The 21,796-nt window shown below is 63.9% G+C and carries 22 protein-coding genes; 8 read left to right on the plus strand and 14 right to left on the minus strand.

The genetic code is table 11. From position 1 onward, the window contains the following. Window positions 1–101 precede the first annotated feature (101 nt). The 3 genes from AC1Q6Z_RS13725 (at window position 102) to AC1Q6Z_RS13735 (ending at window position 3,788) form a co-directional block, all read left to right on the plus strand. Window positions 102–911: an SDR family NAD(P)-dependent oxidoreductase gene (locus AC1Q6Z_RS13725; RefSeq protein ID WP_492648219.1), complete on the plus strand. Its 810-nt coding sequence runs from the start codon at window positions 102–104 to the stop codon at window positions 909–911. Window positions 912–989: 78 nt separating this feature from the next. Beyond that, window positions 990–2,258 (plus strand): beta-ketoacyl-ACP synthase II, encoded by a 1,269-nt coding sequence (gene fabF / locus AC1Q6Z_RS13730; protein ID WP_492648220.1) that lies wholly within the window; start codon window positions 990–992, stop codon window positions 2,256–2,258. A 336-nt stretch (window positions 2,259–2,594) separates the two neighbouring features. Beyond that, entirely contained in the window at window positions 2,595–3,788 is a 1,194-nt protein-coding gene (locus AC1Q6Z_RS13735; protein ID WP_492648221.1) for a TCR/Tet family MFS transporter, read from the plus strand. Window positions 3,789–3,809: 21 nt separating this feature from the next. On the opposite strand, the gene AC1Q6Z_RS13740 is transcribed toward AC1Q6Z_RS13735, so the two are convergent. The 13 genes from AC1Q6Z_RS13740 to AC1Q6Z_RS13800 all read right to left on the minus strand — a co-directional run bounded on the left by AC1Q6Z_RS13740 (window position 3,810) and on the right by AC1Q6Z_RS13800 (window position 15,066). Then, on the minus strand, window positions 3,810–4,538 hold the full coding sequence (locus AC1Q6Z_RS13740; RefSeq protein ID WP_492648222.1) for an esterase family protein: 729 nt from the start codon (window positions 4,536–4,538) through the stop codon (window positions 3,810–3,812). Beyond that, on the minus strand, window positions 4,535–5,494 hold the full coding sequence (locus tag AC1Q6Z_RS13745) for an acetylxylan esterase (RefSeq protein ID WP_492648223.1): 960 nt from the start codon (window positions 5,492–5,494) through the stop codon (window positions 4,535–4,537). Before AC1Q6Z_RS13745 ends, AC1Q6Z_RS13740 begins: the two co-directional genes overlap by 4 nt. A gap of 62 nt (window positions 5,495–5,556) precedes the next feature. Beyond that, a complete protein-coding gene (locus AC1Q6Z_RS13750; RefSeq protein ID WP_492648224.1) occupies window positions 5,557–5,790 on the minus strand; it encodes a tautomerase family protein in 234 nt (77 codons plus the stop codon). A gap of 138 nt (window positions 5,791–5,928) precedes the next feature. Further along, complete coding sequence (locus AC1Q6Z_RS13755) at window positions 5,929–6,090, minus strand: hypothetical protein (RefSeq protein ID WP_256116771.1); 162 nt, start codon at window positions 6,088–6,090, stop codon at window positions 5,929–5,931. Window positions 6,091–6,254: 164 nt separating this feature from the next. Beyond that, window positions 6,255–7,442 carry a saccharopine dehydrogenase family protein gene (locus AC1Q6Z_RS13760; protein WP_492648225.1) on the minus strand — a complete coding sequence of 396 codons (1,188 nt, stop codon included), beginning with the start codon at window positions 7,440–7,442 and terminating at the stop codon, window positions 6,255–6,257. 42 nt (window positions 7,443–7,484) lie between these two features. Then, window positions 7,485–8,990: an aldehyde dehydrogenase family protein gene (locus AC1Q6Z_RS13765; RefSeq protein WP_492648226.1), complete on the minus strand. Its 1,506-nt coding sequence runs from the start codon at window positions 8,988–8,990 to the stop codon at window positions 7,485–7,487. A 175-nt stretch (window positions 8,991–9,165) separates the two neighbouring features. Then, window positions 9,166–9,513, minus strand: a complete 348-nt coding sequence (locus AC1Q6Z_RS13770; protein WP_064333342.1) for a cupin domain-containing protein — start codon at window positions 9,511–9,513, stop codon at window positions 9,166–9,168. Window positions 9,514–9,542: 29 nt separating this feature from the next. After that, window positions 9,543–9,905 (minus strand): cupin domain-containing protein, encoded by a 363-nt coding sequence (locus AC1Q6Z_RS13775; protein ID WP_492648227.1) that lies wholly within the window; start codon window positions 9,903–9,905, stop codon window positions 9,543–9,545. Then, complete coding sequence (locus AC1Q6Z_RS13780; protein ID WP_492648228.1) at window positions 9,898–11,190, minus strand: nucleotide disphospho-sugar-binding domain-containing protein; 1,293 nt, start codon at window positions 11,188–11,190, stop codon at window positions 9,898–9,900. The genes AC1Q6Z_RS13775 and AC1Q6Z_RS13780 overlap by 8 nt, the downstream gene beginning before the upstream one ends. Window positions 11,191–11,203: 13 nt before the next feature. Next, on the minus strand, window positions 11,204–12,256 hold the full coding sequence (locus AC1Q6Z_RS13785; protein ID WP_492648229.1) for an ABC transporter ATP-binding protein: 1,053 nt from the start codon (window positions 12,254–12,256) through the stop codon (window positions 11,204–11,206). Next, window positions 12,253–13,044, minus strand: coding sequence for an ABC transporter permease (locus AC1Q6Z_RS13790; RefSeq protein ID WP_492648230.1), 792 nt, complete (start codon window positions 13,042–13,044; stop codon window positions 12,253–12,255). The genes AC1Q6Z_RS13785 and AC1Q6Z_RS13790 overlap by 4 nt, the downstream gene beginning before the upstream one ends. Next, the gene (locus AC1Q6Z_RS13795) at window positions 13,041–13,841 is read right to left on the minus strand and encodes an ABC transporter permease (protein ID WP_492648353.1); all 801 of its coding nucleotides are present in this window, start codon (window positions 13,839–13,841) and stop codon (window positions 13,041–13,043) included. The genes AC1Q6Z_RS13790 and AC1Q6Z_RS13795 overlap by 4 nt, the downstream gene beginning before the upstream one ends. 166 nt (window positions 13,842–14,007) lie before the next feature. Next, window positions 14,008–15,066: a polyamine ABC transporter substrate-binding protein gene (locus tag AC1Q6Z_RS13800; RefSeq protein WP_492648231.1), complete on the minus strand. Its 1,059-nt coding sequence runs from the start codon at window positions 15,064–15,066 to the stop codon at window positions 14,008–14,010. A 203-nt stretch (window positions 15,067–15,269) separates the two neighbouring features. Here AC1Q6Z_RS13800 and AC1Q6Z_RS13805 point away from each other — a divergent pair, with 203 nt between their 5' ends. From AC1Q6Z_RS13805 to AC1Q6Z_RS13825, 5 genes are all read left to right on the plus strand, one after another. Further along, window positions 15,270–16,211: a GntR family transcriptional regulator gene (locus AC1Q6Z_RS13805; protein ID WP_492648232.1), complete on the plus strand. Its 942-nt coding sequence runs from the start codon at window positions 15,270–15,272 to the stop codon at window positions 16,209–16,211. Between the two features lie 5 nt (window positions 16,212–16,216). Further along, window positions 16,217–17,506, plus strand: a complete 1,290-nt coding sequence (locus AC1Q6Z_RS13810) for a glycosyltransferase (RefSeq protein ID WP_492648233.1) — start codon at window positions 16,217–16,219, stop codon at window positions 17,504–17,506. A gap of 17 nt (window positions 17,507–17,523) precedes the next feature. Further along, complete coding sequence (locus AC1Q6Z_RS13815) at window positions 17,524–19,005, plus strand: aldehyde dehydrogenase family protein (protein WP_492648234.1); 1,482 nt, start codon at window positions 17,524–17,526, stop codon at window positions 19,003–19,005. A gap of 183 nt (window positions 19,006–19,188) precedes the next feature. Next, on the plus strand, window positions 19,189–20,430 hold the full coding sequence (locus AC1Q6Z_RS13820; RefSeq protein WP_492648235.1) for an AGE family epimerase/isomerase: 1,242 nt from the start codon (window positions 19,189–19,191) through the stop codon (window positions 20,428–20,430). A gap of 28 nt (window positions 20,431–20,458) precedes the next feature. Next, window positions 20,459–20,866, plus strand: a complete 408-nt coding sequence (locus tag AC1Q6Z_RS13825; protein WP_439617406.1) for a DUF3307 domain-containing protein — start codon at window positions 20,459–20,461, stop codon at window positions 20,864–20,866. Here AC1Q6Z_RS13825 and AC1Q6Z_RS13830 read toward each other — a convergent pair. Next, window positions 20,863–21,759 carry a hypothetical protein gene (locus AC1Q6Z_RS13830; protein WP_439617407.1) on the minus strand — a complete coding sequence of 299 codons (897 nt, stop codon included), beginning with the start codon at window positions 21,757–21,759 and terminating at the stop codon, window positions 20,863–20,865. The two genes, AC1Q6Z_RS13825 and AC1Q6Z_RS13830, sit on opposite strands and share 4 nt — an antisense overlap. Window positions 21,760–21,796 lie beyond the last annotated feature (37 nt).

Consider the following 21,796-nt stretch of genomic DNA (forward strand, 5'->3'; position numbering starts at 1 on the left):
ATGTCCTTAATAGTGGCATATATGACATTTGAGACAATGGTAAGGCGGCCTACTCTCCTCCCATGCCCTGGAACTGGTCCGGGCCTTCAAGGAGATCCAACATGTCGACTACACATAAGGGTACGGCGCTCGTCACGGGTGCATCGTCGGGGATCGGCGCCATCTATGCCGACCGGCTGGCCAAGCAGGGTTACGACCTGATCCTGGTGGCGCGCAGCGCCGACAAGCTGAGGAGCCTCGCCGCCGCGATCAGCGATGCCACCGGCCGATCGGTCGAGGTGGTGCAGGCGGACCTTGGCCGCGGCGACGACCTGCGGCGCGTGGAACAGGTGCTCCGCACCGACCAGAGCATTACGATGCTGGTCAACAATGCCGGCGTCGGCGCCGCCGCACCGCTGCTCGACGGCGATGTGGACGCGATGCAGGCCATGATCGACCTCAACGTGACCGCGCTGACGCGGCTGACCTATGCCGCGGCGCCTGCCTTCGTGGCGCGCGGCGGCGGCACGATCGTCAATATCGCGTCCATCGTGGCTGTTGCGCCCGAACTGCTGAACGGCGTCTATGGCGGCAGCAAGGCTTTCGTCCTCGCCTTCTCCCAATCCCTCCACCATGAACTCGCCGACAAAGGCGTGCGCATCCACGCGGTGCTGCCGGGTGCTACGGCGACCGATTTCTGGGCGGTTGCGGGCGTACCGATCGAGCATCTGCCGGGCGAAATCGTCATGCCGGCCACGGCCATGGTCGACGCCGCCCTCGCCGGCTTCGCCGCCGGGGAACTGGTGACCATTCCCGCCTTGCCTGACGCCGCCGATTGGGAGCGCTTCGAGGCCGCGCGCGTGGCGCTCAAGCCCAATCTTTCGCACTCAAGCCCCGCCGCGCGCTACGCCGCCCAACCGGCGATCGCCTGAATTCTCACGCAGGAGATCTGAAATGCGTAACGACAGTAAAAGCGGATGGGCGCGCCTGTCGCACAGTCAGGAGCAGCAATGCGTCGCATCGTGATAACGGGAATGGGCGCGCTCAGCCCTTTGGCGGCAGGGGTCGAGGCGACATGGTCGCGACTTCTTGCCGGACAATCGGGGGTTCGGCGTCTTCCCGAAGACATCGTCGCCGATCTCGGCTGCAAGATCGGCGGAACGGTGCCCTCGCTGGCGGATGATCCTGCGGCCGGCTTCGACCCCGACCGGACCGTCCCGCCAAAGGATCAGCGCAAGATGGACCGCTTTATCCTCTTCGCCCTGGCGGCGGCGGCCGAGGCACTGGAACAGGCGGACTGGAAGCCGGTTACACCGGGCGAACAACAACGCACGGCCACGGTGATCGCCACCGGCGTCGGCGGTTTTCCGGCGATTTCGGAAGCGGTGCGCACGGCAGACCAGCGCGGCGTGCGGCGGCTATCGCCCTTCACCATCCCCTCATTCCTGGCAAACCTAGCCGCCGGCCAGGTCTCGATCCGCCACGGGTTCAAAGGGCCGATCGGCACGCCGGTGACGGCCTGCGCCGCCGGTGTCCAGGCGATCGGGGACGCCGCACGCCTCATCCGGGCGGACGAGGCCGACATCGCCATCTGCGGCGGGACGGAAGCCTGCATCAACCCCGTCAGCCTGGGCGGTTTTGCAGCGGCACGCTCCGTATCCACGGGTTTCAACGAGACGCCGCAGCGCGCCTCGCGGCCCTTCGATGCCGATCGCGATGGCTTCGTCATGGGCGAAGGCGCCGGCATCCTCGTGATCGAGGCGCTGGACCACGCGCTGACGCGCGGGGCGAAACCGATCGCGGAGCTCGTCGGCTATGGCACGACGGCCGACGCCCACCACATCACCTCCGGCCCGGAGGACGGATCGGGCGCGCGGCGCGCCATGGAACTCGCCATCGCGCAGGCGGGCATCGCGCCCCGGGACATCGGTCACCTCAATGCCCACGCCACCTCCACGCCCGTGGGCGACAGGGGTGAAATCGAGGCCATCAAGGCGGTGTTCGGGCGCGACGGCCGGATCGCCGTGAGCGCGACGAAATCCGCAACCGGGCACCTGCTCGGTGCGGCGGGCGGGCTGGAAGCCATCTTCACCCTGCTCGCGCTCCGCGACCAGATCGCGCCGCCGAGCCTGAACCTCGAAACGCCCGACCCTGCCGCTGAGGGGATCGACTTCGTTAGTGGCCGGGCACGGGCGATGGCGTTCGACCATGCCATTTCCAACGGTTTTGGTTTTGGTGGCGTGAATGCCAGCGTCCTGTTTCGCCGATGGGTGGGGTGAGCGACACGAGATAACGCGGCCGGCCCATGAACGGGCCGGCCTCGGCAGAGGCGACACCGGGTCGTATTGTTCATAAAAAAGGGACTTGCCGCGCACCGCCGTCAGGCGTAAATGGCGATTGTCGCGAAAAGCGGCTGCTTCCCTCGATCCGCCTCCGTGGCGGAGTAAACAGGTGGACGAATTGTCGTCCAGGCGGCCAAGCACACGCCCTCCATGCGTTTTTAAGCATGGTTCGGCCAGCGTTCCCAAGAAACCCATCGCCTGAGATCCCTCAGGCCCAATCGCAAGTCATCCGCGCCTCGCGGCGTCGTGCGCTTGCGTCGACCGGAACCCGCTATGAACAAATCCCTCATTGTCATCTTTACCGCCATTGTCCTTGACGCCGTCGGTATCGGCCTCATCTTTCCCATTCTCCCCTCGCTGCTGCAGGAGGTGACGCACGCCGACAACGTGGCGCCCACCATCGGCCTCATGACGGCGCTCTATGCGATCATGCAGTTCATCTTCGCACCGGTGCTCGGCTCGCTGAGCGACCGGCTCGGCCGGCGCCCGGTCCTGCTGATCTCGCTCGCCGGTGCGGCCATCAACTACCTGTTCCTCGCCTTTGCGCCCAGCCTCTGGATGTTGCTGCTCGGCCGCGCCATTGCCGGCCTGACGAGCGCCAATATCTCTGTCGCGACCGCCTACATCACCGACATTTCCCCGGAGGACAAACGCGCGCGCCGCTTCGGCCTCTTCAACGCGATGTTCGGCATGGGCTTCATCATCGGTCCCGTGCTCGGCGGCGCGCTGGGGGATTACTGGCTGCGGCTGCCGTTCGTCGCCGCGGCCGTGCTGAACGGCTGCAATCTCCTGCTGGCGTTCTTCGCGCTGCCGGAATCGCGCATCCCGACCCGCGAGAGGATCGACCTCGCGGCGCTCAATCCGCTCCGACCGCTGCGCTGGGTCTTCTCGATGAAGCGCCTGCTGCCGATCGTCATCATCTTCTTCGTCTTCAGCGCCACCGGCGAGGTCTACGGCACCTGCTGGGCGCTCTGGGGCAGCGACACCTTCCACTGGAACGGGCTCTGGATCGGCCTTTCGCTCGGCACCTTCGGTGTCTGCCAGACGCTTGCTCAGGCCTTACTTCCCGGCCCTGCCGTCAAACATTTCGGCGAGCGTGCCACCATCCTGACGGGCGTCGCCGGCGCCTGCGTGGCGCTTATCGTCATGGCCTTCGCCACGGAAGGCTGGATGATCTTCGCGATCATGCCGGTATTCGCGCTTGGCGGCATCGGCGTACCGGCGTTGCAGTCTCTCGCAACCCGCCAGGTGGACGAGAGCCAGCAGGGCCAGTTCCAGGGCGTGCTGGCGTCGGCCGTAAGCCTCGCCTCGATCGTCACCCCGCTGGGATTCTCAAGCTTCTATTTCGTCGTCAGGGAGCAATGGCCGGGCGCGATCTGGCTGTCGGTCGTCGTCGTTTACGCGATCAGCGTGCCTCTCGTGCTCGGCTTGCGCTTCAAGAGACCCGTGGCGGCTCCGGCACTTTAGAAAAGTGCTGCCAGGCGCCGCTTAAATATAGAGCGGCGCCATCCTGCGCCACGCGCCGGCACGGTGGGCGCGGCCGTCCCAGAAATGCAGCCGGTGGCCAACGCCCTTGTCGGTCAACACCTGGCTGAGATGGCGGTTGTTGTCGAGGAACGGATCCTCGTTGCCGATGGTCAGGACGATGTCCACCTGCTTGAGCCTGTCCAGCCGCCAGTCGCAGGAAAGCTGCGGCAGGAAATGCGTCGGCGTGTGAAAATAGATGGTGTCGTCGTAGTAGCCGCTGAAGAGGTCGTCGAAGCTTTCCACCTTCAATGTCAGGTCATAGCGGCCTGAAAAGGCGACGAGCTTGCGGAACAGATGCGGGTGGCGGAACACCAGGCTGGCAGCCTGATAGGCCCCGAGGCTGCATCCCTGCACGATGGTGCAGTCATGCGCATTCTTCTGCGCCATCAACGGCAGGACTTCGTTGAGAATATAATCCTCAAGTGCGGCATGGCGCCGGATGCGATCTGCGGGATGCCGGTGGGAACCGTAAAAACTCTCGTTGGCCAGTCCATCGATGCAATAGAGCTGGAGATGGCCGGCCGAGAGCTTGTCGCCGAGGCTGCCGACGATGCCGAGCTGTTCATATTCCCAGAACCGCCCGTCCCGTGTCGGGAACATCAGCACCTTGGCACCGGCGTGGCCGAATACCAGGAGTTCCATATCGCGATGAAGCCTGGGGCTGTACCAGCGGAAATATTCGCGGTTCATGGCGCCTTGAAGAGTTTTCCAATCTTCTCTCGCAACAAAGCTCTCTGTGCTGCGGCGCCAACGTAGTCGAAATGACCTGCGTCCAGTATGAAACTTTCGTTAAATTTCGGCGGTGCATTTGCGACGGCGAACTGACAGGGCGGGGCCACTGCGGGATCAAAAAGCGCCGGCGCCATCAGCATCGGCACGCTAATGCGCGATGCCGCTGTCGCCGCATCGAACAGGCGCAGATTTTCAAGCACGTCGGGATGCCGCCGCTGGTAGATCTGCACGGCCTGCGCGCTGCCGGTGGTGGGCAAGGTCAGCCACAGCGGCCGATGCCCGAATGTCGGCACTTCCAGGTATCCACGGTCGATCCTCTCGTCGAAGGGAATGGCAAGCGCCCCGATGCCGCCGCCGAAACTGATGCCGCTATAGCCGATATGCCCGGCGGTCTCGGGAAAAAGGCGGATGAGCGCGGAGACGGCAAGCCACAGGTCTTCGACGCAACCGGCGATGATGTAGTCGTCGGGTTTGTCGATGTCGTTGAGGACGTGCCATGCCGGGCTTTCAGAAATCGGCGGCCTTGCGCTGCGCGACAATCCCCGGAAACACGGAAACAGGATCGCCGTCTCCTCGGCCGGGATGTCGAAATCCGGCTGCTCGCGGCCACCGTAGCCATGGCCGACCACGAGGGCGCGCCGGACGGTGCCCGTGCGGGGTACAAGCAGCCATCCGCCGATCTGGAACGAGCCCGTCGAGGTATAGACGATGTCGCTGACCTGCCAGTCCGGATGGCTTGCCGTGCTGCTACTAAGGGATGGCATCGGGTCGATGGCAAGCGCCTTGCGATAGCGCCCTTCCCAGAAGGCCTCAAAACCCTCCGGCGCCGGGGGCGGCCGGATGGCGAGAAGCTGTTCGAGCGTCATGCCATAGGTCGGATCGAAGTCGAAAGGATGGGTCGTCGGAACGCTCATGGGGCGGGCTTTGCTGCGGAATCGGACAACCTGAATACCATGAGTTGCCGATCCGGCGGATATCAGGCTTCGGGGCCGTATCCCGGCATTCTGTATATCGTGGCGGAGCGCTCCTGGATGTCCGGCCCATAGACCTTGGCCATCCACTCCTCGTCCTTGAAATCCTCGATCGCGACGGACACGAGATCCTCGCCGCAGCCCAACGATTCCGTCACGGCCCTTGTCAGCGCTTCGGTGAGCGCTTGCTTCTGCTCTTCCGTGCGACCTTCGAGCATTTTCAATATGACGTGCGGCATCGTGGCCTCCTCAACAGCCAAGCGTGCGTTCGACGCTCAGCGGCGATTCTTATCGCCGTATCGACAAGCTGAGAAGGGGCCGCTCAAGTTTAGCGGCACAAGACCGAGATTTGGATCTGAAATCAGGGGAAAGGAGTGTCAGCCGACGAGGCCGAAGACGACGGCGCTGACGAAGAGGAAGGCGACGACGACGGCGATGTTGCTCACCAGGACCTGCCGCTCTGCGCGGCGCGCCCTACGGTCGCTCGTTGCGCTGAAGGAACCATAGGTGGAACGGCCGCCGAGTTTCGCATTGCTCATTCGCAATCATCCCTTGCTGTGGAGGCCGGATTTTCCAGTCTCTCCGTGGCGGACATTCATGCCCGCCCGTTCTCTGGAGATGATTTATATATTATCCCTATAAGATTGGTAGGGTATTTTTTCTCATTTTCGCCACACTCGTGAATTCGCCTTTCACACTTTCGTCATGAGACAATTTTTGCGATGCGGAATTTCCGTTTTTCCAGTTCCGGAAAATAGGTCGCGACGTCGAAATAGCTTTCCGGCGCGTGCACGCCCGGCTTCTTCGGATTGGCGAGAATGAGCTGCGCGGCGATGGAAGCGTTCATCGACGTGCAGGCATCGACATAGGGTCCATACATCGGATCCGGCGAGACCGTCACCTCGACCCGAACGGTGCGCTCCACGCCGTCCTTCCGGCCGCGGCCGATGGCGAAATGGATTTCGTGGCTGTCCTGCGCCGGGATCTTGTCAGCGTTCCTGCGGATGTTGCGCTCGATAACCTTGTTCAGCACATCGAGCGGCTTGACCTTGACGCCGCCGATCTCGACCGGCTCGTCGAAATCACCGAAGCCGGCCTTCACCAGGCCGATCCACGCCTCGTGCTCGCGATGCGGCAGGTGCAGCTTCCAGGAGAACTCCCGGATGCCCTTCTCGCGGATGCCGTCGGCGAGCGGCACGGTGAGCTGCTCGGAATGCGGCGAATGCAGGAATTCGCAGCGCCCCCACGGCTCCGGCAGGTCGAGGAATTCGCTGCCGCTCATCGGCGCGCATTCGACATGTTTGCCATCATAGAACTGCGTGCTCGGATGGGCATATTCGGCAAGCACGGTCGAGACGCTGTAGGGCGGCACGAGCACGGGGTTCTCATCGCCGGTGAGTTCTGCCGCCCAGTAGAGGTTGATCCTGTCGATCTCGTCCAGTTCATCGGCGACCGCCCGGCAGATGACGTTCGACATGCCCGGATCCGCACCGCAGCCGATGACCGCCGGCACGCCCGCCGCCTTGAAGCGCTCGTGCTCGGCAAGCTGCTTGACGGTGTAGGTGCCGAGGCCGCCGAGGTCCATGTAGGGCACCTTGAGGGCGAGTGCCGCCTCGAAAATCCTCATCTGGAAGCCGAGCAGGGTCGGCACGCAGTTGATGCAGATGTCTGCGCCGGCAATCGCCGCATTCAGCGCGTCCGGGTTCGTCACGTCGAGATCGACGAGCGTGATGCGCGGGTCGCCGAGCTCGCTCGTCAGCGCCTCCATCTTCTCCCGCGAGGCGTCGCAGAGGCGGATGATGGTAATATCGATGATGGCGCGGTCGGAAACGAGGTCGCGCACGATGCCCGCGCCCATGAAACCCGCGCCGCCGAGAAGGGTGATGATCATTGTGTTTTCCTCAAAGAATTGCCTGCTTCGGACGTGCTTGTGTCAGACGTGCTTGCGCCCGCCCTCCTTGTAAAACCAGTCGTCCGGATAGGGATACCACCAGCTCTGGATCGTCGGCTTGTGGTCGATGATGACCATCTTGGAGCGGCGGAAGGCATCGAGGCCGAGTTTCGAAAGCTCGCGGCCGAGGCCGGATTTCTTCCAGCCGCCGAAGGGCAGCGCGTCGTTGTCGATCAGCGGATTGTTGACCCAGACCATGCCCGCCTCCAGCCGGTCCGCCGCCTCCATCGCCTCTTCCAGCGAGGTGGTGAAGATGGAGGCGCCGAGGCCGAATTCGCTGTCGTTCGCCCGCTCGATCGCCTCGTCGAAATCGGCGACCCGCATGACCGCCGCGACGGGGCCGAAACATTCTTCCCGCAGGATCGCCATGTCCGGCGTGCAGCCGGTGAGAATGGTCGGCTCGTAGAACCAGCCGATCGGCTCGCTCTCGGGGATCTTTCCGCCGATCACGACGGTGGCACCCTTGGCCTTCGCATCCTCCACCAGCCGGATGACCTTCGCCCGTGCCGCCTCGCTCACCAGCGGGCCGATTTCTGCGCGGGTCAGGCCGTTGCCGATGCGCAGCCGCTTCGTCTCCGTCGTGAATTTTTCGATGAAGGCATCGTGCACCGCATCGACGACGAAGAAACGCTCGGCCGAAGTGCAGACCTGGCCGGACATGTGGAAAGCAGCGGTCACGGCGCCGGCGGCTGCAACGTCGAGCGGCGCATGTGCCGTGACGATCATCGGATCGGACCCGCCGGCCTCGATCACCGCCGGCTTCATCTCTCCCGCCGCCGCCATCGCCACGGCTCTGCCCGCGGCAACCGAGCCGGTAAAGGCCACCGCATGGGTTTTGGGCGAGGCGATCAGCGCGCTGCCGAGTTCGGCGCCGCCCGGCAGGCAGGCGATCAAACCATCCGGCAAGGCCTCAAAGACAGCCATGAATTCCAATGTGGAGAGCGTGGTCGCGGGTGCCGGCTTGATGATGCAGGCATTGCCGGAGGCAAGCGACGCGGCAACTGTCCAGCACATCAGCAGGATCGGGAAATTGAACGGCATGATATGCACGCTGGTGCCGAGCGCCTCGTAACGCGCATGCTGGAAGGAGCCGGCCTGCGTCGTGCCCGCCACCTTGCCCGCCTCGTCGCGCGCCATTTCCGCAAAATAGCGGAAGGCGCCGGCGCAATTCGCCACCTCGCCGATTGCCTCCGGGTACGGCTTGCCCATCTCGCGCGACATCAGTTCCGCGCAACGCCGCATGTCGGTCGCCTCGATGCGGTTGGCAATGCGGTGGAGGACGGTCGCCCGCGTCTTGGCATCGAGCCGCTTCCAGTCGCGCTGCGCCTTTGCGGCGGAGTCCAGCACCGTCTCCATCTCCGCCAGCGTGGTATCGGCGATGGTGCCGACAGTCGCAAGCGTCGCCGGGTCGATCACCGTGTGGCGCTGGCCGGTGCTCGGGAGATAGGCCGGATGCCGGTAGAACACGGGTTCGGCGGGGTTGAACATGGCATTTTCCTTTGCTGTCGGCGGGAGCAGCAGCCCCCCTCACCCTGCCCTCTCCCCGAGGGGAGAGCGGGATGCCGCATGTGCGGCCCTGGCGAACATCCCCTCTACGGTCACATCTCCCCTTCTCCGTGGCGGGGAGAAAGTGCCCCGAAAGGGGCGGATGAGGGGTGTCCTGCTACCGGATCATGTAGACCTTCTTCACCGTCTCATGGACCGTGCACTCGCCCTTCCAGTCCTTCGGGAAGAAAGCAGCGGTGTCGGGCGTGATCTCGATCACCTCGCCGCTTTCATGCACATAGGTGCAGCGGCCTTCGAGGAAGTGGCAGAACTCGTCGCTCGTGACGTGGCAGAACCATTTGCCGGGCGTGCAGATCCACAGGCCGCTTTCGGATTCACCATTCGGGCCTTTGTAGATGACCTTGCCGGAGGTGCGGCTTTCGCCCTCGATCATCGTGGGGATGACGCCCCAGTCCTTGAGGTCGGTTTCTTCCAGCGGCTTGCGCATCAGGGGTGTCGCGGTCATTGGGGGTTTCCTTTCAGTTTCTTCTTGCGTCAGGCCAGCATGTAGATGTTGCGCATGGTCTCGATGACAGTGCATTCGCCGGTCCAGCCGGCCCGAAACAGCACGACGGTGCCGGCGTCGACCTCGATCACCTCGCCGTCATCCGAGCGATAGACAGCCCTGCCCGCCACGAAATGGCAGAATTCGTCGCGCGGGATCGACAGCCGCCAGCGGCCGGGTGTGCAGACCCAGATGCCGGATTCCGGCTGGTTGTTCGGCCCCTTGAAAACCAGTCGGCCGGAGGAATGGGATTGCCCCTCAAGACTGTCCGGCTGGCTGCCCCAGTCGACGAGGTCGGAAAAGGTGGTGGCTCCGTAGATGTGCGGGGCGGAGGAATTCGTCGTCTCAACCATGGTAGGCGCCCGTCTTCACGAGTTCGTCGAGAATGCCGGCCGCCTTCTTCGGGCCGTTGCGCGCCTGCATATGCGCGCTGGTGGCGGCGAGGCGCGTCTTCATGGTCGGGTTGTTGACGCAGGCGTCGAGCTTTGCCGCGAGGTCCGCGTCCGTCCAGTCGTAGCGCGGCATCTTGAAGCCGTGGCCGGTCTCGTCGACGCGCGTCGCATTGTCGTGCCCGTCCCAGACATAGGGCATGATGATCGCCGGCTTGCCGAAATAGAGGCATTCCGTGAACGAGTTGTTGCCGCCGTGATGGATGACCGCATCGACCTGCGGGATGACGGAGGGCTGCGGAAACCAGCTGTCGACGATGATATTGCCCGGCAGGTTCTCGTACTGATCCTTGTAGTCGCCGACATTGACCAACGCGCGATAGGGCAATTTGCCGATCGTCGCGATCAGGCGCTTCAGGAGATCGGTGTCCCCTGCCCCGAGCGATCCAAAGGAAATATAAAGCAGCGGCTTGTCGTTGTTCTCCGCAAATTCCGGCACCTCATAGGGCTTCTCCTTGCGCACGCAGCCTTCGAGATACTGGAACTGCTTGGGATCGAGCGGATGTTCGCGATCGAACTTCACCGCCTCGGGATAGAGCAGCAGGTTCATGAAGGGTGAGGCCTCGAAGAACTGGCCGATCGGATAGGCCGCCTCGCCGTTCTCGCCCAGGAAGCCGTTGAAATCGTCGTGGATCGGCTTGATGACCGCGTTGAAGTGATCGCGATAGGCGGCATGGCCGGCGAAATCCTTCTCGCCACAACCGGAAAGATGCGGCGGGATTTTCGGGTCCTCGATCTCGTTTTCCGAGCAAGAGATGATGCGCACCCAGGGCTTGCCGAACTGCTTGATCGCCGGAAAGAGGATGACATTGTCGACGCAGATGAGGTCCGGCTTGATCCTTGCCAGCACGCCCGGCAGATCCTTCTGCGCCCATTTGGCGCTGTCGACGATCGCCGTCCAGCAGTCCTTCACATAGTTGTCGACCTGGTCGTAGGGGGATTTGCGAAAATTCGGGATGTGGCCGTTGATGAAATCCTCCCAGAATTTCGCCATCTGCTCGGCCGGCATGGGCTCGGAGAGGTTCACGGCATGCGCCTCGAAACCATAGCCTTCATAGACGGAGACGAAGCCGGGATCGGACAGGAAGACCGCCTTGTGGCCGAGTGCCTCTACGGCTTGGGCGATGCCGACGGAGTTCAGCGCCGGGCCGAAGGCCGCTTCCGGGAAGAATGCTATCGTCTTGGACATGGTGTTTCCCTCTTTATGCATTGAAGAGCCGGCATTTCGCCGGGTCGATCTTGAGGCTCAGCGCGTCGCCGATCTTCCAGTTGCCCGCCCCGTTTGCGGGAATGCGGATCTGAAGCGGCGTTTCGGAAGCGGCCGTTTTGACATGCAGCACCCGGTCGAGCCCGTGATAGGCGATATCGGTGATCGTGCCGGCGACCGGATGATCGCCCGGCGGCCCGATGACGATGTTTTCCGGGCGGATGGCGAGCGTCGCCGGTCCGGTTTTTGCGCCCGCGGCCTTAACCTGAAGGCCTTCTGCCGCGAAAAGCCCATCGGCGCCCACCTTACCGTCGATGAAATTCATCACGCCGATGAAGTTCGCCACGAACCGGTCGGCCGGCCGCTCATAGACTTCTTCCGGCGCGCCGACCTGCAACAGGCGCCCATCCTTGAGGATCGCCATGCGGTCGGCCATCACCAGGGCCTCTTCCTGGTCGTGCGTGACGATGATGAAGGTGATGCCGGCCTCGTGCTGCATGCGCTTCAGCTCAAGCTGCATGCGCTCGCGCAGCTTCTTGTCGAGCGCGCCGAGCGGCTCGTCGAGCAGCAGCACCTTGGGGCGCTTCACCAGCGCGCGGGCGAGCGCCACGCGCTGTTTCTGGCCGCCGGAAAGCTGTTCCGGCTTGCGGTCGGCGAAGGGGGTGAGGTCGGTCATCGCCATGGTCTCGTCGACCCGGCGACGGATTTCGGCCTTGGCGAGCCGCTCCATTTCGAGGCCGTAGGAGAGGTTCTGCCGCACCGTCATATGGGGAAACAGCGCGTAGGATTGGAACATCAGGTTGAGCGGCCGCTTTTCCGGCGGCAGGGGCGAGATATCCTTGCCTTCGAGCAGGATGCGGCCGGCATTCGGGCTTTCGAAGCCGGCGAGCATGCGCAGGAGCGTGGTCTTGCCGCAGCCCGACGGACCGAGCAGCGCGAAAAACTCGTTCTCGCGGATATCGAGCGACACATTGTCGACGGCCGTCACCGGCCCGAACGACTTGCCGACGCCCTCGATGCGCAGGATCGGGTTGCTCGATGAATTCATGGCACCTGCTGTTCTTTGTTGAGCCATTGCGAGATCAGGAGCGCCGTCGCACTGACGCCCATCACGATGGTGGCGAGCGCGTTGACCTCCGGCGTGATGCCGAAGCGGATCATCGAATAGATCTGCATGGGAAGGGTGATCGACGAGCGCCCGGCGCCCGCCGTGAAGAAGGCGATGATGAATTCATCCACCGACAGCGTGAAGGCGAGCAGCGCACCCGCGACGATCGACGGCAGCAGCACCGGGAAGGTGACGCGCCAGAAGGTCGTCCAACCGGAGGCGCCGAGATCGCGCGAGGCCTCGACGATGGAGAAGTCGAAATGTTTCAGCCGCGCGCGCACCACCGAGCAGACGAAAGCGAGGTCGAAGATCACATGGCTGATGACGATGGTGTGCAGGCCCATCGCCAGGCCGAGGCGCGAGAAGAAGGTGAGCAGCGCCACGGCGAGCACGATATCGGGAATGACCATCGGCGCGAAGGCGAGCGCCTCCAGCCCGTTGCTCTTGCGCCGCCGCGTCTCCATGCCGAGCGCCAACAGGGTGCCGAGCACCGTCGAGATGACGGTGGCGAAGACGGCGACGATCAGCGTGTTCCAGGCGGCGCGCAGGATATCGGTATTGGCAAGCAGCGCGCCGTACCAGCGGGTGGAGAAGCCGGACCAGGAGGTCGGCAGGCCGCTGTCGTTGAAGGAGAGCAGCACCAGCACGGCGATCGGCAGGTAGAGGAAACCGAAGACCAGCACGAGAACGATGCGGCCCGGCAGCTTGCTGGAAAGCGCAGCACTCATCGTTCCGCCTCCCCTTTCCGCTCGCCGGAGGCATGCGCGCTGGCGCGGGCCTGCAACAGCAGAAGCACGATCATCGTGAGGATCAGGGCCGCACCCAGCGCCGCGCCGAAGGGCCAGTCGTTGGCGGTCAGGAACTGGTCGTAGACGAGATTGCCGACCATCTGGAACCGCCCGCCGCCGAGCAGTGCCGGCGTCACGAAATTGCCGATGGAGAGCACGAAGACGAAGACGCCACCGGCGGCCACGCCCGGCAGGGTGAGCGGGAGCGTGACGCGCAGGAAGGTGCGGACGGGGCCGGCGCCGAGATCGCGCGAGGCTTCCATCAGCTCCGGATTCAGCCTCGACAGCGTGGAATAGATCGCAAGGATGACGAAGGGCAGATAGTTGTAGACGAGGCCGGTAATGACGGCGCTCTCGGTATAGAGCATCGAGAGCGGCTCGCCCGTATAGCCGAGCGTGCGCAGCAGGTTGTTGATCAGGCCTTCGCGGTTGAGCAGCACGATCCAGGCATAGGTGCGGATCAGGTAGTTGCTCCAGAAGGGCAGCACGGCGAAGAACAGCAGGATCGGCTGCGTCATTCTTGGCGCGCGCGAGATCGCGTAGGCGGCCGGATAGGCGATGAGGATCGCGACGACTGTCGCCGTCAGCGCGATGCGGGCGGAATTGAGGAAGATCTTCGCGTAGAGCGGATCGACGACGCGGGCGAAATTTTCCAGCGTGAACGTATATTCCACCCCACCCCAAACGCCGCGCTGGAAGAAGGCGTAACTCAGCACCAGCAGGCACGGCACCACCATGAAGGCGACGAGCCAGGCGACGCCGGGCGCGGCGAGCAGGGTCGGTCTGGTGGCGTTGAAGGACACTATTTCACTCCCACGGGGCCGCAACCGGCACCCGCGCATCAATGGCTTCAGGACTGGAATTGCCCGTGGCGGCACAAACCGCCACGGGAGGGACGCGCGATCAGTTCGCGGCCTTGATCTCGCTCACGATGCGCGAATAGTCTTTTTGCGCGGTCCCGAGGTCACGCAGCAGCTCGTATTTCACGAGGTCGGCGGGCGCCATCGCCATGTTCGGATATTGCTCGGCCAGCGCCTTGTCGAGGCTTTCCATCGCGGCCTTGTTCGGCACCTTGTAAAGGATGTTCTGCGCGGCCCAGGCATGGTTCTTGGCGTCCAGGATGAAGTTGATGAACTTCATCGCCGCTTCCTTGTTTTCCGAACTCTTCATCACGACGATCGTGTCGATCCAGAGGTCGGAACCTTCCTTCGGCACGACGAACTTGATGGCCTTGTTCTCGGTGATGCCGTAGTTGCACCAGCCGTCCCACGCCTGCACCAGCGACGCTTCCCCTGAAACGAGCTTGGAATAGAAGGTCGTGTCGTCATAGGCGAGCAGGGTCTTCTTCGCCTCGACCAGGAGGTTCTTGACCTCTTCCAGCTTCGCCGGGTCCTTCTCGTTGACCGAATAGCCCTTGGCAAGCTCGCCTGCGGCCATCAGCCAGCGGTCGGTCGCGAGCATCGTGGTCTTACCCTTCAGCGCGTCGGTCGGCTGGAGCAGGTTCATCCAGCTGTCCGGCGTGCCTTCCACGAGGTCGGAGCGGTAGCAGAGGCCCGTCGAGCCCCAGGTATAGGGCACGGAGAAGGTGTTGCCGGGGTCATAGGCAAGCGTGGTCGCTTCGGGATAGAGATTGGCGAGGTTCGGTACGGCTGCCTTGTCGATCGGCTCGGCGAGCCCCTGTCCGTTCAGGATTTCGGCAAACGGCGAGGAGACGAAGACGACGTCGTAGCCCTTGCCGCCGCTCGCCATCAGCTTGCCCATGACCTCTTCGTTGGTGGCGTGGTTGACCACCTCGATCTCCAGCCCCGTCGCGGCCTTGAAGGCATCGGCGATGTCAGGCGCCATGTAGCCATCCCAGTTCGAGATGACGAGATCGGCGGCGGAGGCCGCGCCCGCCGCAAGGCTTGCGGCAATGAGTGCCGCGGCCGCGCAGGTCGCAGTCAGTCGGTTCTTCGCGTTCACGGAAGACTCCCTTGTTCGATTGTTCCAACCTCTTCGACGGGCGCGCCGGTTCTCCGGTCTCATTCCTGTCGAAGTGGCAGTATTATTTATAAAAAAAATACGTCAATAGGCTTTGGCGATTTTGTGCACGGAAACGAAATCCGCGTGCGGCGGACTTGCGAAAAGCGGGCGCAAAGGGCAGCATGCGCGGTGATGGATGTGAGATGCCGCAGATGACCCCGGAGCCTAAGCGCACCAATTTCCGCCATGTCGAACTGGCGCAAAAAATACTGGACGTCGCCGGCGAGCGCGGCATGGCGCCTGGCGAGCGGCTTGCCGAACAGGCGCTGGCCTCCCTCTGCAATGTCTCCAGAACGCCGATCCGCAAGGCTTTGCAGATACTTGCCGAGCGTGGCGTGGTGACGGCGGATGCCGAGGGCGGGTATCTTCTGGCCGTGGACCCGGTGGCGACAGCACGCCTCGAGGACACAGCGGAGGGCGATGGCGAGAGTGAAATCTACGCCGCGATCCTGCGCGATCTTTCCGCCGGACGCATCACCGAGAACCAGACGGTCGCCGCTCTCCAGCGTCGTTACGACGTTTCGCGCCAGACGGTACAAAATGCGTTGATGAAACTGGCGGAGGAAAATCTTGCCGAGCGCGGTGCTGGGCAGCAATGGCTGCTGAAGCAGTTTGCGATCAGCGGCGATGCGGCGGCGAAGAGCTATGAGTTTCGGCTCGCGACCGAGCCGCTCGCGCTGACGCTGCCGGATTTCAAGCGCGACATTCCGGCGATGACGGCGCTGCGCCAGTCCATGCTCATCCTGCGCGGCATGAACGAGACAAGCTTCGACCGAAAACTCTTCGACAGGACGGATTTCGATTTCCACCTCTCGATCGCACGCTCCTGCGGCAATCCCTTCATGGCCGAAGCGCTCGTCAACCACCATCGCCGCCGCCGCGCCAGCCCGCCGGCCGGCCATGTCAACGCCTTCCGGCTGATGCAGTCGAATCTCGAACATATCCAGATCCTTGAGCAAATCGAGCGCGGCCAAATGGAGCTTGCCGCCGATCTGATGCGTGTGCATATACAGCTCTCCCAATCGCAGCGCCCGCGGCTTGCCGGCCGCGGCGTTCCCCCCGCCTTCAAGCTTGTCGTGCGTTAGCCCCCATGGCGCCAGCAAAGACCATCGCCCTGTTTCCTGAAGCGAGTTACGGCGCGGCGCTGAACTGCGTCGGCATCGCGCAGGAGCTGCGGCGTCTGGGCCATAGGCCGGTCTTTATTTGCCATCCGGGGTTTTCCGGCGTCTTTGCCGAATATGGTTTTGCCGAATATCAGCTCTCGGACGCCGAGGCCGGCGCGCCGACCGACTGGACCGATTTCATCGAACGCCACCAGGATGCCTTCCGCCAGGCGCCGCTCGACCAGCTCGAAAGCTACGTCGGCCCGACCTGGGAGGCGATCGTCGACACGGCGATGCGTGTGGAAGAGCCGCTGCGCCAGCTTCTCGGCCGCCTGAAGCCCGATGCGATCGTGCTCGACAACGTCGTGATGTTCCCGGCCATCGCGAATGCCGGCGTGCCCTGGATCCGCATCGTCTCCTGTGCCGAGACCGAGATTCCGGACGACAACGTGCCGCCCTATCTTTCCGGCCGCGGTGACGATGAACGCGCGGCCTGGGCAACCTTCGCCGCTGGCTATGAAAAGACCGTTGCGCCGGCGCACAAGCGGTTCGCCGGCTTCCTCGCCGATTGCGGCCTCAAGGCACCGTCGGCGCCGAACTTCCTCGACCCGTCGCCCTGGCTGAACCTGCTGCTCGCGCCAGAAATCATCCGGCACGAGCGCCATCAGCCACTTGATCCGAAAACCTTCGTCTTCCTCGACGGCTGCGTGCGCGATGAGGCGCCCTATACGCCGCCGCGTTTTGCCAGTCATAATGAGGCGCCGCTGGTGCTGACGAGCTTCGGCTCGCTCGGCGCGATGGACGTGGCGATGATGAAGCGCATGATCGGCGTCTTTGCCACTTTGCCATACCGTTTCCTCGTCAATGCCGGGCATTGGCGCGACGACTATCGCGAGGTGCCGGACAATGTCTTTATCGACAGCTGGTTCCCGCAGCCCTCGGTGGTCGAGCAAGCGGGCCTCTTCATCCACCACGGCGGCAACAATTCCTTCTGCGAGGCGCTCTATTACGGCGTGCCGTCGCTCGTCATGCCCTATTGCTGGGACGGCCACGACAATGCGGCGCGCGCCGCCGAAACCGGCGTCGGCCAGCGGCTCGCAAGATACGACTGGGGTGATGCCGAACTTGCGGCCGCAATCGAAGGCTTGCTCGGCGATACGGCGATGCATACGCGCCTGAAGGCGAATGCAGCGAAGATGCACAAGGCGGCGGGCGTAACGCTGGCGGCGGAGGAAATCGTGCGTGTCGCGACCGGCGCAGTACGGGCCTCCAGCTAAAGAACGGGAGACAGGGGATGCGCGAACAACTCTTCATCGACGGCAAATGGGTATCGCCTGCGAAGGGCGGCACTTTCCCGGTCATCGATCCCGCGACCGAAGAGGTCGTGCATCACGCCCCGGCCGGCACGGCCGAGGATATCGATGCCGCGGTGAAGGCGGCGCGGCGGGCGTTCGATGAAGGCCCGTGGCCAAAAATGTCCGGCAAGGAGCGGGCCGCCGTGCTGCGGCGCATCTCGGAGATCATCCTCGCCCGCAAACACGACCTCGCTCGCCTCGAAGTGATCGACAACGGCAAACCGATGCCGGAAGCGGTCTGGGACATGGAGGATACGGCCGGCTGTTTCGCCTTCTATGCCGGCCTCGCCGAGGAACTGGACGACAAGCCGGAAGAGACGATCGCGCTTTCCGAGCCGCGCTTCTCCTCCAAGGTGGTGCGCGAGCCGATCGGCGTCGCGGGCGCGATCATCCCGTGGAACTATCCGCTGCTGATGGCCTCGTGGAAGGTGGCGCCGGCGCTGGCCGCCGGCTGCACCCTGGTGCTGAAACCCTCCGAACTGACGCCGCTCACCGCGCTGGAACTCGGCGCTATCGTCACGGAGGCCGGGCTTCCGGCGGGCGTGCTCAACATCGTCACGGGGCTTGGCCCCGAGGCCGGCCAACCGCTCTCCCAGCATCCCGGCGTCGACAAACTCGCGTTCACCGGCTCGGTGCCGACGGGTGCGAAGATCATGGCGGCGGCGGCGCGCGACATCAAGAATGTCAGCCTCGAACTCGGCGGCAAGTCGCCCTTCGTCGTCTTCGCCGACAGCGATATCGAGAAGGCGGTTGAGTGGATCCTGTTTGGCATTTTCTGGAACCAGGGCCAGGTCTGCTCCGCCACGTCGCGCGTGCTGGTCGAGGAAAGCCTCTATCCGGCGCTTCTGGAGCGGCTCGTCGCGGAAGCGGCAAAGATCCGCATCGGCAATGGGCTTGAGGAGGGAACCTTGCTCGGCCCGCTCGTCTCCAAGGGTCAGTATGACAAGGTGCTCGCCGCAATCGAACGCGGCAAGGCGGAGGGCGCGACGGTTGCCGGCGGCGGCAGGCGCCCGGCCGGGTTCGACACCGGCTATTTCCTCGAACCGACCATCCTCACCGACATGGTGGAGGACAGTTTCGTGTGGAAGGAGGAAATCTTTGGGCCGGTCGTCTGCGTAAAGCCGTTCAAGGACGAGGCGGACGCGATCCGCATGGCGAATGACAGCCGTTTTGGCCTCGCCGCCGCCGTCATGTCGAAGGACAAGGCGCGCTGCGAGCGGGTGGCGCGGGCGTTTCGCGCGGGCATCGTCTGGATCAACTGCTCGCAGCCCACCTTCACCGAAGCGCCGTGGGGCGGCTACAAGCAGTCCGGCATCGGGCGCGAACTCGGCCGCTGGGGCCTCGCCAACTATCTGGAAGTCAAGCAGATCACCTCCTTCAACAGCGACGAGCCCTGGGGCTGGTACATCAAACCCGCCTGAGCGTGGGTTGCGACGCCAGCCGTTCTGGGCCATAAATCCCCTCCCCACCTGTCGAGGCCAGCCGTCATTGCGAGCGTTGCGGGCCGTGCGTGATCTTCACGCCACGGTATCTCTCCCCGCGCTCCGGCTGTCCGAGGCTCAAGGGCACGATAAATGCGGACCGATCAAAAAGGAGAACGCATCATGGGCGCAACGGGACATCTTGGCACGGCTTGGCGCAAGCGCGACTATCACCGCCAATGGCTCTGGCGGGAAGCAAACCGCCTGTTCGATTTCTTCCAGAACCGGGCCTTCAATCCGGTCGGCGGCTTCCACGAGCTCGATGCGGACGGTCGTCCGCTCAATCCCGGCAATCCGGTGCGCGGCATCCATTCGACCGCGCGCATGGTGCATTGCTTCGCCATCGGCAGCCTGCTCGGCCGCCCCGGCTCCGACGATATCGTCGACCACGGCATGAAATATCTTTGGGAGAAGCACCGCGACCAGGAGCGCGGTGGCTACCATTGGTCGCTCGACAATTCCGGCCTGCTGGATGCCAGCAAGCAGGGTTACGGCCACGCCTTCGTGCTGCTGGCGTCGTCCAGCGCCAAGCTCGCCGGCCACCCGGATGCCGACCGCATGATCGCGGATGTTACCGAAATCCTGGAGCGGCGCTTCTGGGAAGGCAAACACGGTGCGATCGCGGAAGAATTCGATGCCGACTGGACGCCGGTCCCCGGCTATCGCGGCCAGAACTCCAACATGCACCTGACGGAAGCCCTGATGGCCGCCTTCGAGGCCACCGGCGAGAAGAGCTATCTCGACAAGGCGGAAAGCATCGCCGACCTCGTTATCCGCCGCCGCGCCGGCGAAAATGGTTTTCGCGTGCCGGAACATTTCGACGAGAACTGGGTGCTCAACAAGGAGTATCGCGGTAACGAGATGTTCCGCCCCTCCGGCACCACGCCCGGCCACTGGCTGGAATGGGCCCGCCTCATCCTCCAGCTCTATGCGCTGGGCGGCAAGAAGCACGGCTGGATGCCGGAAGCGGCCAAGGCGCTCTTCGCACAGTCCATCGCGCTCGGCTGGGACAAGGAAAAGGGCGGCTTCTTCTACACGCTCGACTGGAACGACGAGCCGGCAAAGCGCAACAAGCTCTGGTGGCCGATGGCCGAGGGCGTGGGGGCCGCGGCCTTCCTGGCGGAACACCTGCCGAGCGATTTCCACGAGACCTGGTATCGGAAGATCTGGGATTCGATTGCTCGCCATTTCCTCGATCAGGACCGCGGCGGCTGGCATGAGGAGCTCACCGAGGATCTTCTGCCAAGTTACACTCTGTTCGCCGGCAAGGGCGACATCTATCATGCGCTCCAGGCCTGCCTCATTCCGCTCTATCCGGCGACGGGCAGCCTGACCAAGGGCATCATCGAGGCAGGCGGCCGATAAGGCCGTCTGTCGATCGGACGGGAGCGGAATGATCGATATACCCGACCAGATCTCGACTGTGTGGATCGCCGCCGCCTCGGTGGCGTTCCTCGTCAAACATTTTTTGGCGGATTTCGTCTTCCAGACGAGCCGGATGGTGGTGGGTAAGGACCGGCCGGTGGGCTGGTTCAAGCCGCTGGCGATCCATGCCAGCGTGCACGGCGTGATCACCGCCATGCTCTTCCTCGTCGTGTCGCCGCCGCTTGCCTGGCTCGGCCTCGCCGATGCCCTGGTGCATGGAACCATCGACCGGCTGAAAAGCATCGCGACGCGGCGCCAGAAACTGACGCCGGGCCAGACGACATTCTGGTGGTTCTTCGGCGCAGACCAGACGCTGCACCACCTGACGCATGTGCTGCTGGCGATCCTTCTCGCCGCCGCAGGCTCCGCGGGCTAGGCGGCCGCGGCGGGCTGCACCTGCGTTCCCGCCTCGCGTAAAAGCAGGTCCGTCAAAGCGAACTTGTCGGCAAACCAGCGGTCTGCGGCATGCCACATCGTCGGCGTCAGGCGGATATCGTGGCCGCCGCGGGCCGTGGTGGTCAAAAGGCCGGCATCGCGCGCGGCTTCGACGATACGGCGGACATGGGTGCGCGAAACGCCGGTCTGCGTGGCAAGGCGCTGGTAGCCGGTGGAAATGGTGTTGTCGCCGCTTTCCCGGCCGCCGCGCAGCAGAAGAAGCAGGATCATGTAGCCGCAATCATGGGCGAAGAACGGCGCCAGCGGCAGATGCCGGCGAATGATGCGGCTGAGGCCCGGCAGAAGCGGCAGCGTGGCGCGCCGCATGCCGCGATGCAGTTCCGCGGGCAGCGGTCCCCTGCGTCCATCCGTCGGCGAGAGCCCGAAATCCGACAATCCGTCGACGAGAAGCCCGAGGATGCCCGCATCGCGCGCCAGAAGGGCAGCACTTGGCACAAGCAGGCGCACCCGCCGATCCGAGGCGTGTGGCTGCTGCGTGAGAAAGCCGTATTTGCGCAGGCACGAGACCTGCGCCTCCACCCGGTTCCGGCTGGCGACGCCGAGCTCTGTGACCTCGCGCTGGAGACGCCCGAGCGTCAGCCAGGTGGAGGGCTGCGCCATGTCCTGACTGGCATGGAGCGACAGTGCAGCGAGATAACAGAGGAACCGGCCCTCTTCGAGGATGAGCCGGTTGAACAGGTGGTTGCCTTCATAGAGCGCGAGCTTGCCGGCAATCAGCCGGTCCCTCGTCTCCGCAAAACCGGGTGCGCTCAAGAATTCGAACGGCGGCACCTTGAATGCCACCGAGCCATCGTCAAAAGAAATCTGGTCCATGCCTGCTGTACCCCAAATACGAATCGGCACGCCTTGT

The sequence above is a fragment of the Shinella sp. GW835-FHT14H05 genome, from assembly GCF_058793575.1.

Excerpts from the sequence above, each read along its gene's own strand:
- AC1Q6Z_RS13815 (WP_492648234.1), top strand. The coding sequence starts at position 17,524 with ATGCGCGAACAACTCTTCATCGACGGCAAATGGGTATCGCCTGCGAAG.
- AC1Q6Z_RS13755 (WP_256116771.1), bottom strand. The coding sequence starts at position 6,090 with ATGAGCAATGCGAAACTCGGCGGCCGTTCCACCTATGGTTCCTTCAGC.
- AC1Q6Z_RS13820 (WP_492648235.1), top strand. The coding sequence starts at position 19,189 with ATGGGCGCAACGGGACATCTTGGCACGGCTTGGCGCAAGCGCGACTAT.
- AC1Q6Z_RS13775 (WP_492648227.1), bottom strand. The coding sequence starts at position 9,905 with ATGGTTGAGACGACGAATTCCTCCGCCCCGCACATCTACGGAGCCACC.
- AC1Q6Z_RS13745 (WP_492648223.1), bottom strand. The coding sequence starts at position 5,494 with ATGAGCGTTCCGACGACCCATCCTTTCGACTTCGATCCGACCTATGGC.
- AC1Q6Z_RS13790 (WP_492648230.1), bottom strand. The coding sequence starts at position 13,044 with ATGAGTGCTGCGCTTTCCAGCAAGCTGCCGGGCCGCATCGTTCTCGTG.
- AC1Q6Z_RS13765 (WP_492648226.1), bottom strand. The coding sequence starts at position 8,990 with ATGTTCAACCCCGCCGAACCCGTGTTCTACCGGCATCCGGCCTATCTC.
- AC1Q6Z_RS13810 (WP_492648233.1), top strand. The coding sequence starts at position 16,217 with ATGGCGCCAGCAAAGACCATCGCCCTGTTTCCTGAAGCGAGTTACGGC.
- AC1Q6Z_RS13740 (WP_492648222.1), bottom strand. The coding sequence starts at position 4,538 with ATGAACCGCGAATATTTCCGCTGGTACAGCCCCAGGCTTCATCGCGAT.
- AC1Q6Z_RS13760 (WP_492648225.1), bottom strand. The coding sequence starts at position 7,442 with ATGATCATCACCCTTCTCGGCGGCGCGGGTTTCATGGGCGCGGGCATC.
- AC1Q6Z_RS13750 (WP_492648224.1), bottom strand. The coding sequence starts at position 5,790 with ATGCCGCACGTCATATTGAAAATGCTCGAAGGTCGCACGGAAGAGCAG.
- AC1Q6Z_RS13795 (WP_492648353.1), bottom strand. The coding sequence starts at position 13,841 with ATGGTGGTGCCGTGCCTGCTGGTGCTGAGTTACGCCTTCTTCCAGCGC.
- AC1Q6Z_RS13770 (WP_064333342.1), bottom strand. The coding sequence starts at position 9,513 with ATGACCGCGACACCCCTGATGCGCAAGCCGCTGGAAGAAACCGACCTC.
- AC1Q6Z_RS13725 (WP_492648219.1), top strand. The coding sequence starts at position 102 with ATGTCGACTACACATAAGGGTACGGCGCTCGTCACGGGTGCATCGTCG.
- AC1Q6Z_RS13830 (WP_439617407.1), bottom strand. The coding sequence starts at position 21,759 with ATGGACCAGATTTCTTTTGACGATGGCTCGGTGGCATTCAAGGTGCCG.
- AC1Q6Z_RS13805 (WP_492648232.1), top strand. The coding sequence starts at position 15,270 with ATGCCGCAGATGACCCCGGAGCCTAAGCGCACCAATTTCCGCCATGTC.
- AC1Q6Z_RS13785 (WP_492648229.1), bottom strand. The coding sequence starts at position 12,256 with ATGAATTCATCGAGCAACCCGATCCTGCGCATCGAGGGCGTCGGCAAG.
- AC1Q6Z_RS13735 (WP_492648221.1), top strand. The coding sequence starts at position 2,595 with ATGAACAAATCCCTCATTGTCATCTTTACCGCCATTGTCCTTGACGCC.
- AC1Q6Z_RS13780 (WP_492648228.1), bottom strand. The coding sequence starts at position 11,190 with ATGTCCAAGACGATAGCATTCTTCCCGGAAGCGGCCTTCGGCCCGGCG.
- AC1Q6Z_RS13825 (WP_439617406.1), top strand. The coding sequence starts at position 20,459 with ATGATCGATATACCCGACCAGATCTCGACTGTGTGGATCGCCGCCGCC.
- fabF (WP_492648220.1), top strand. The coding sequence starts at position 990 with ATGCGTCGCATCGTGATAACGGGAATGGGCGCGCTCAGCCCTTTGGCG.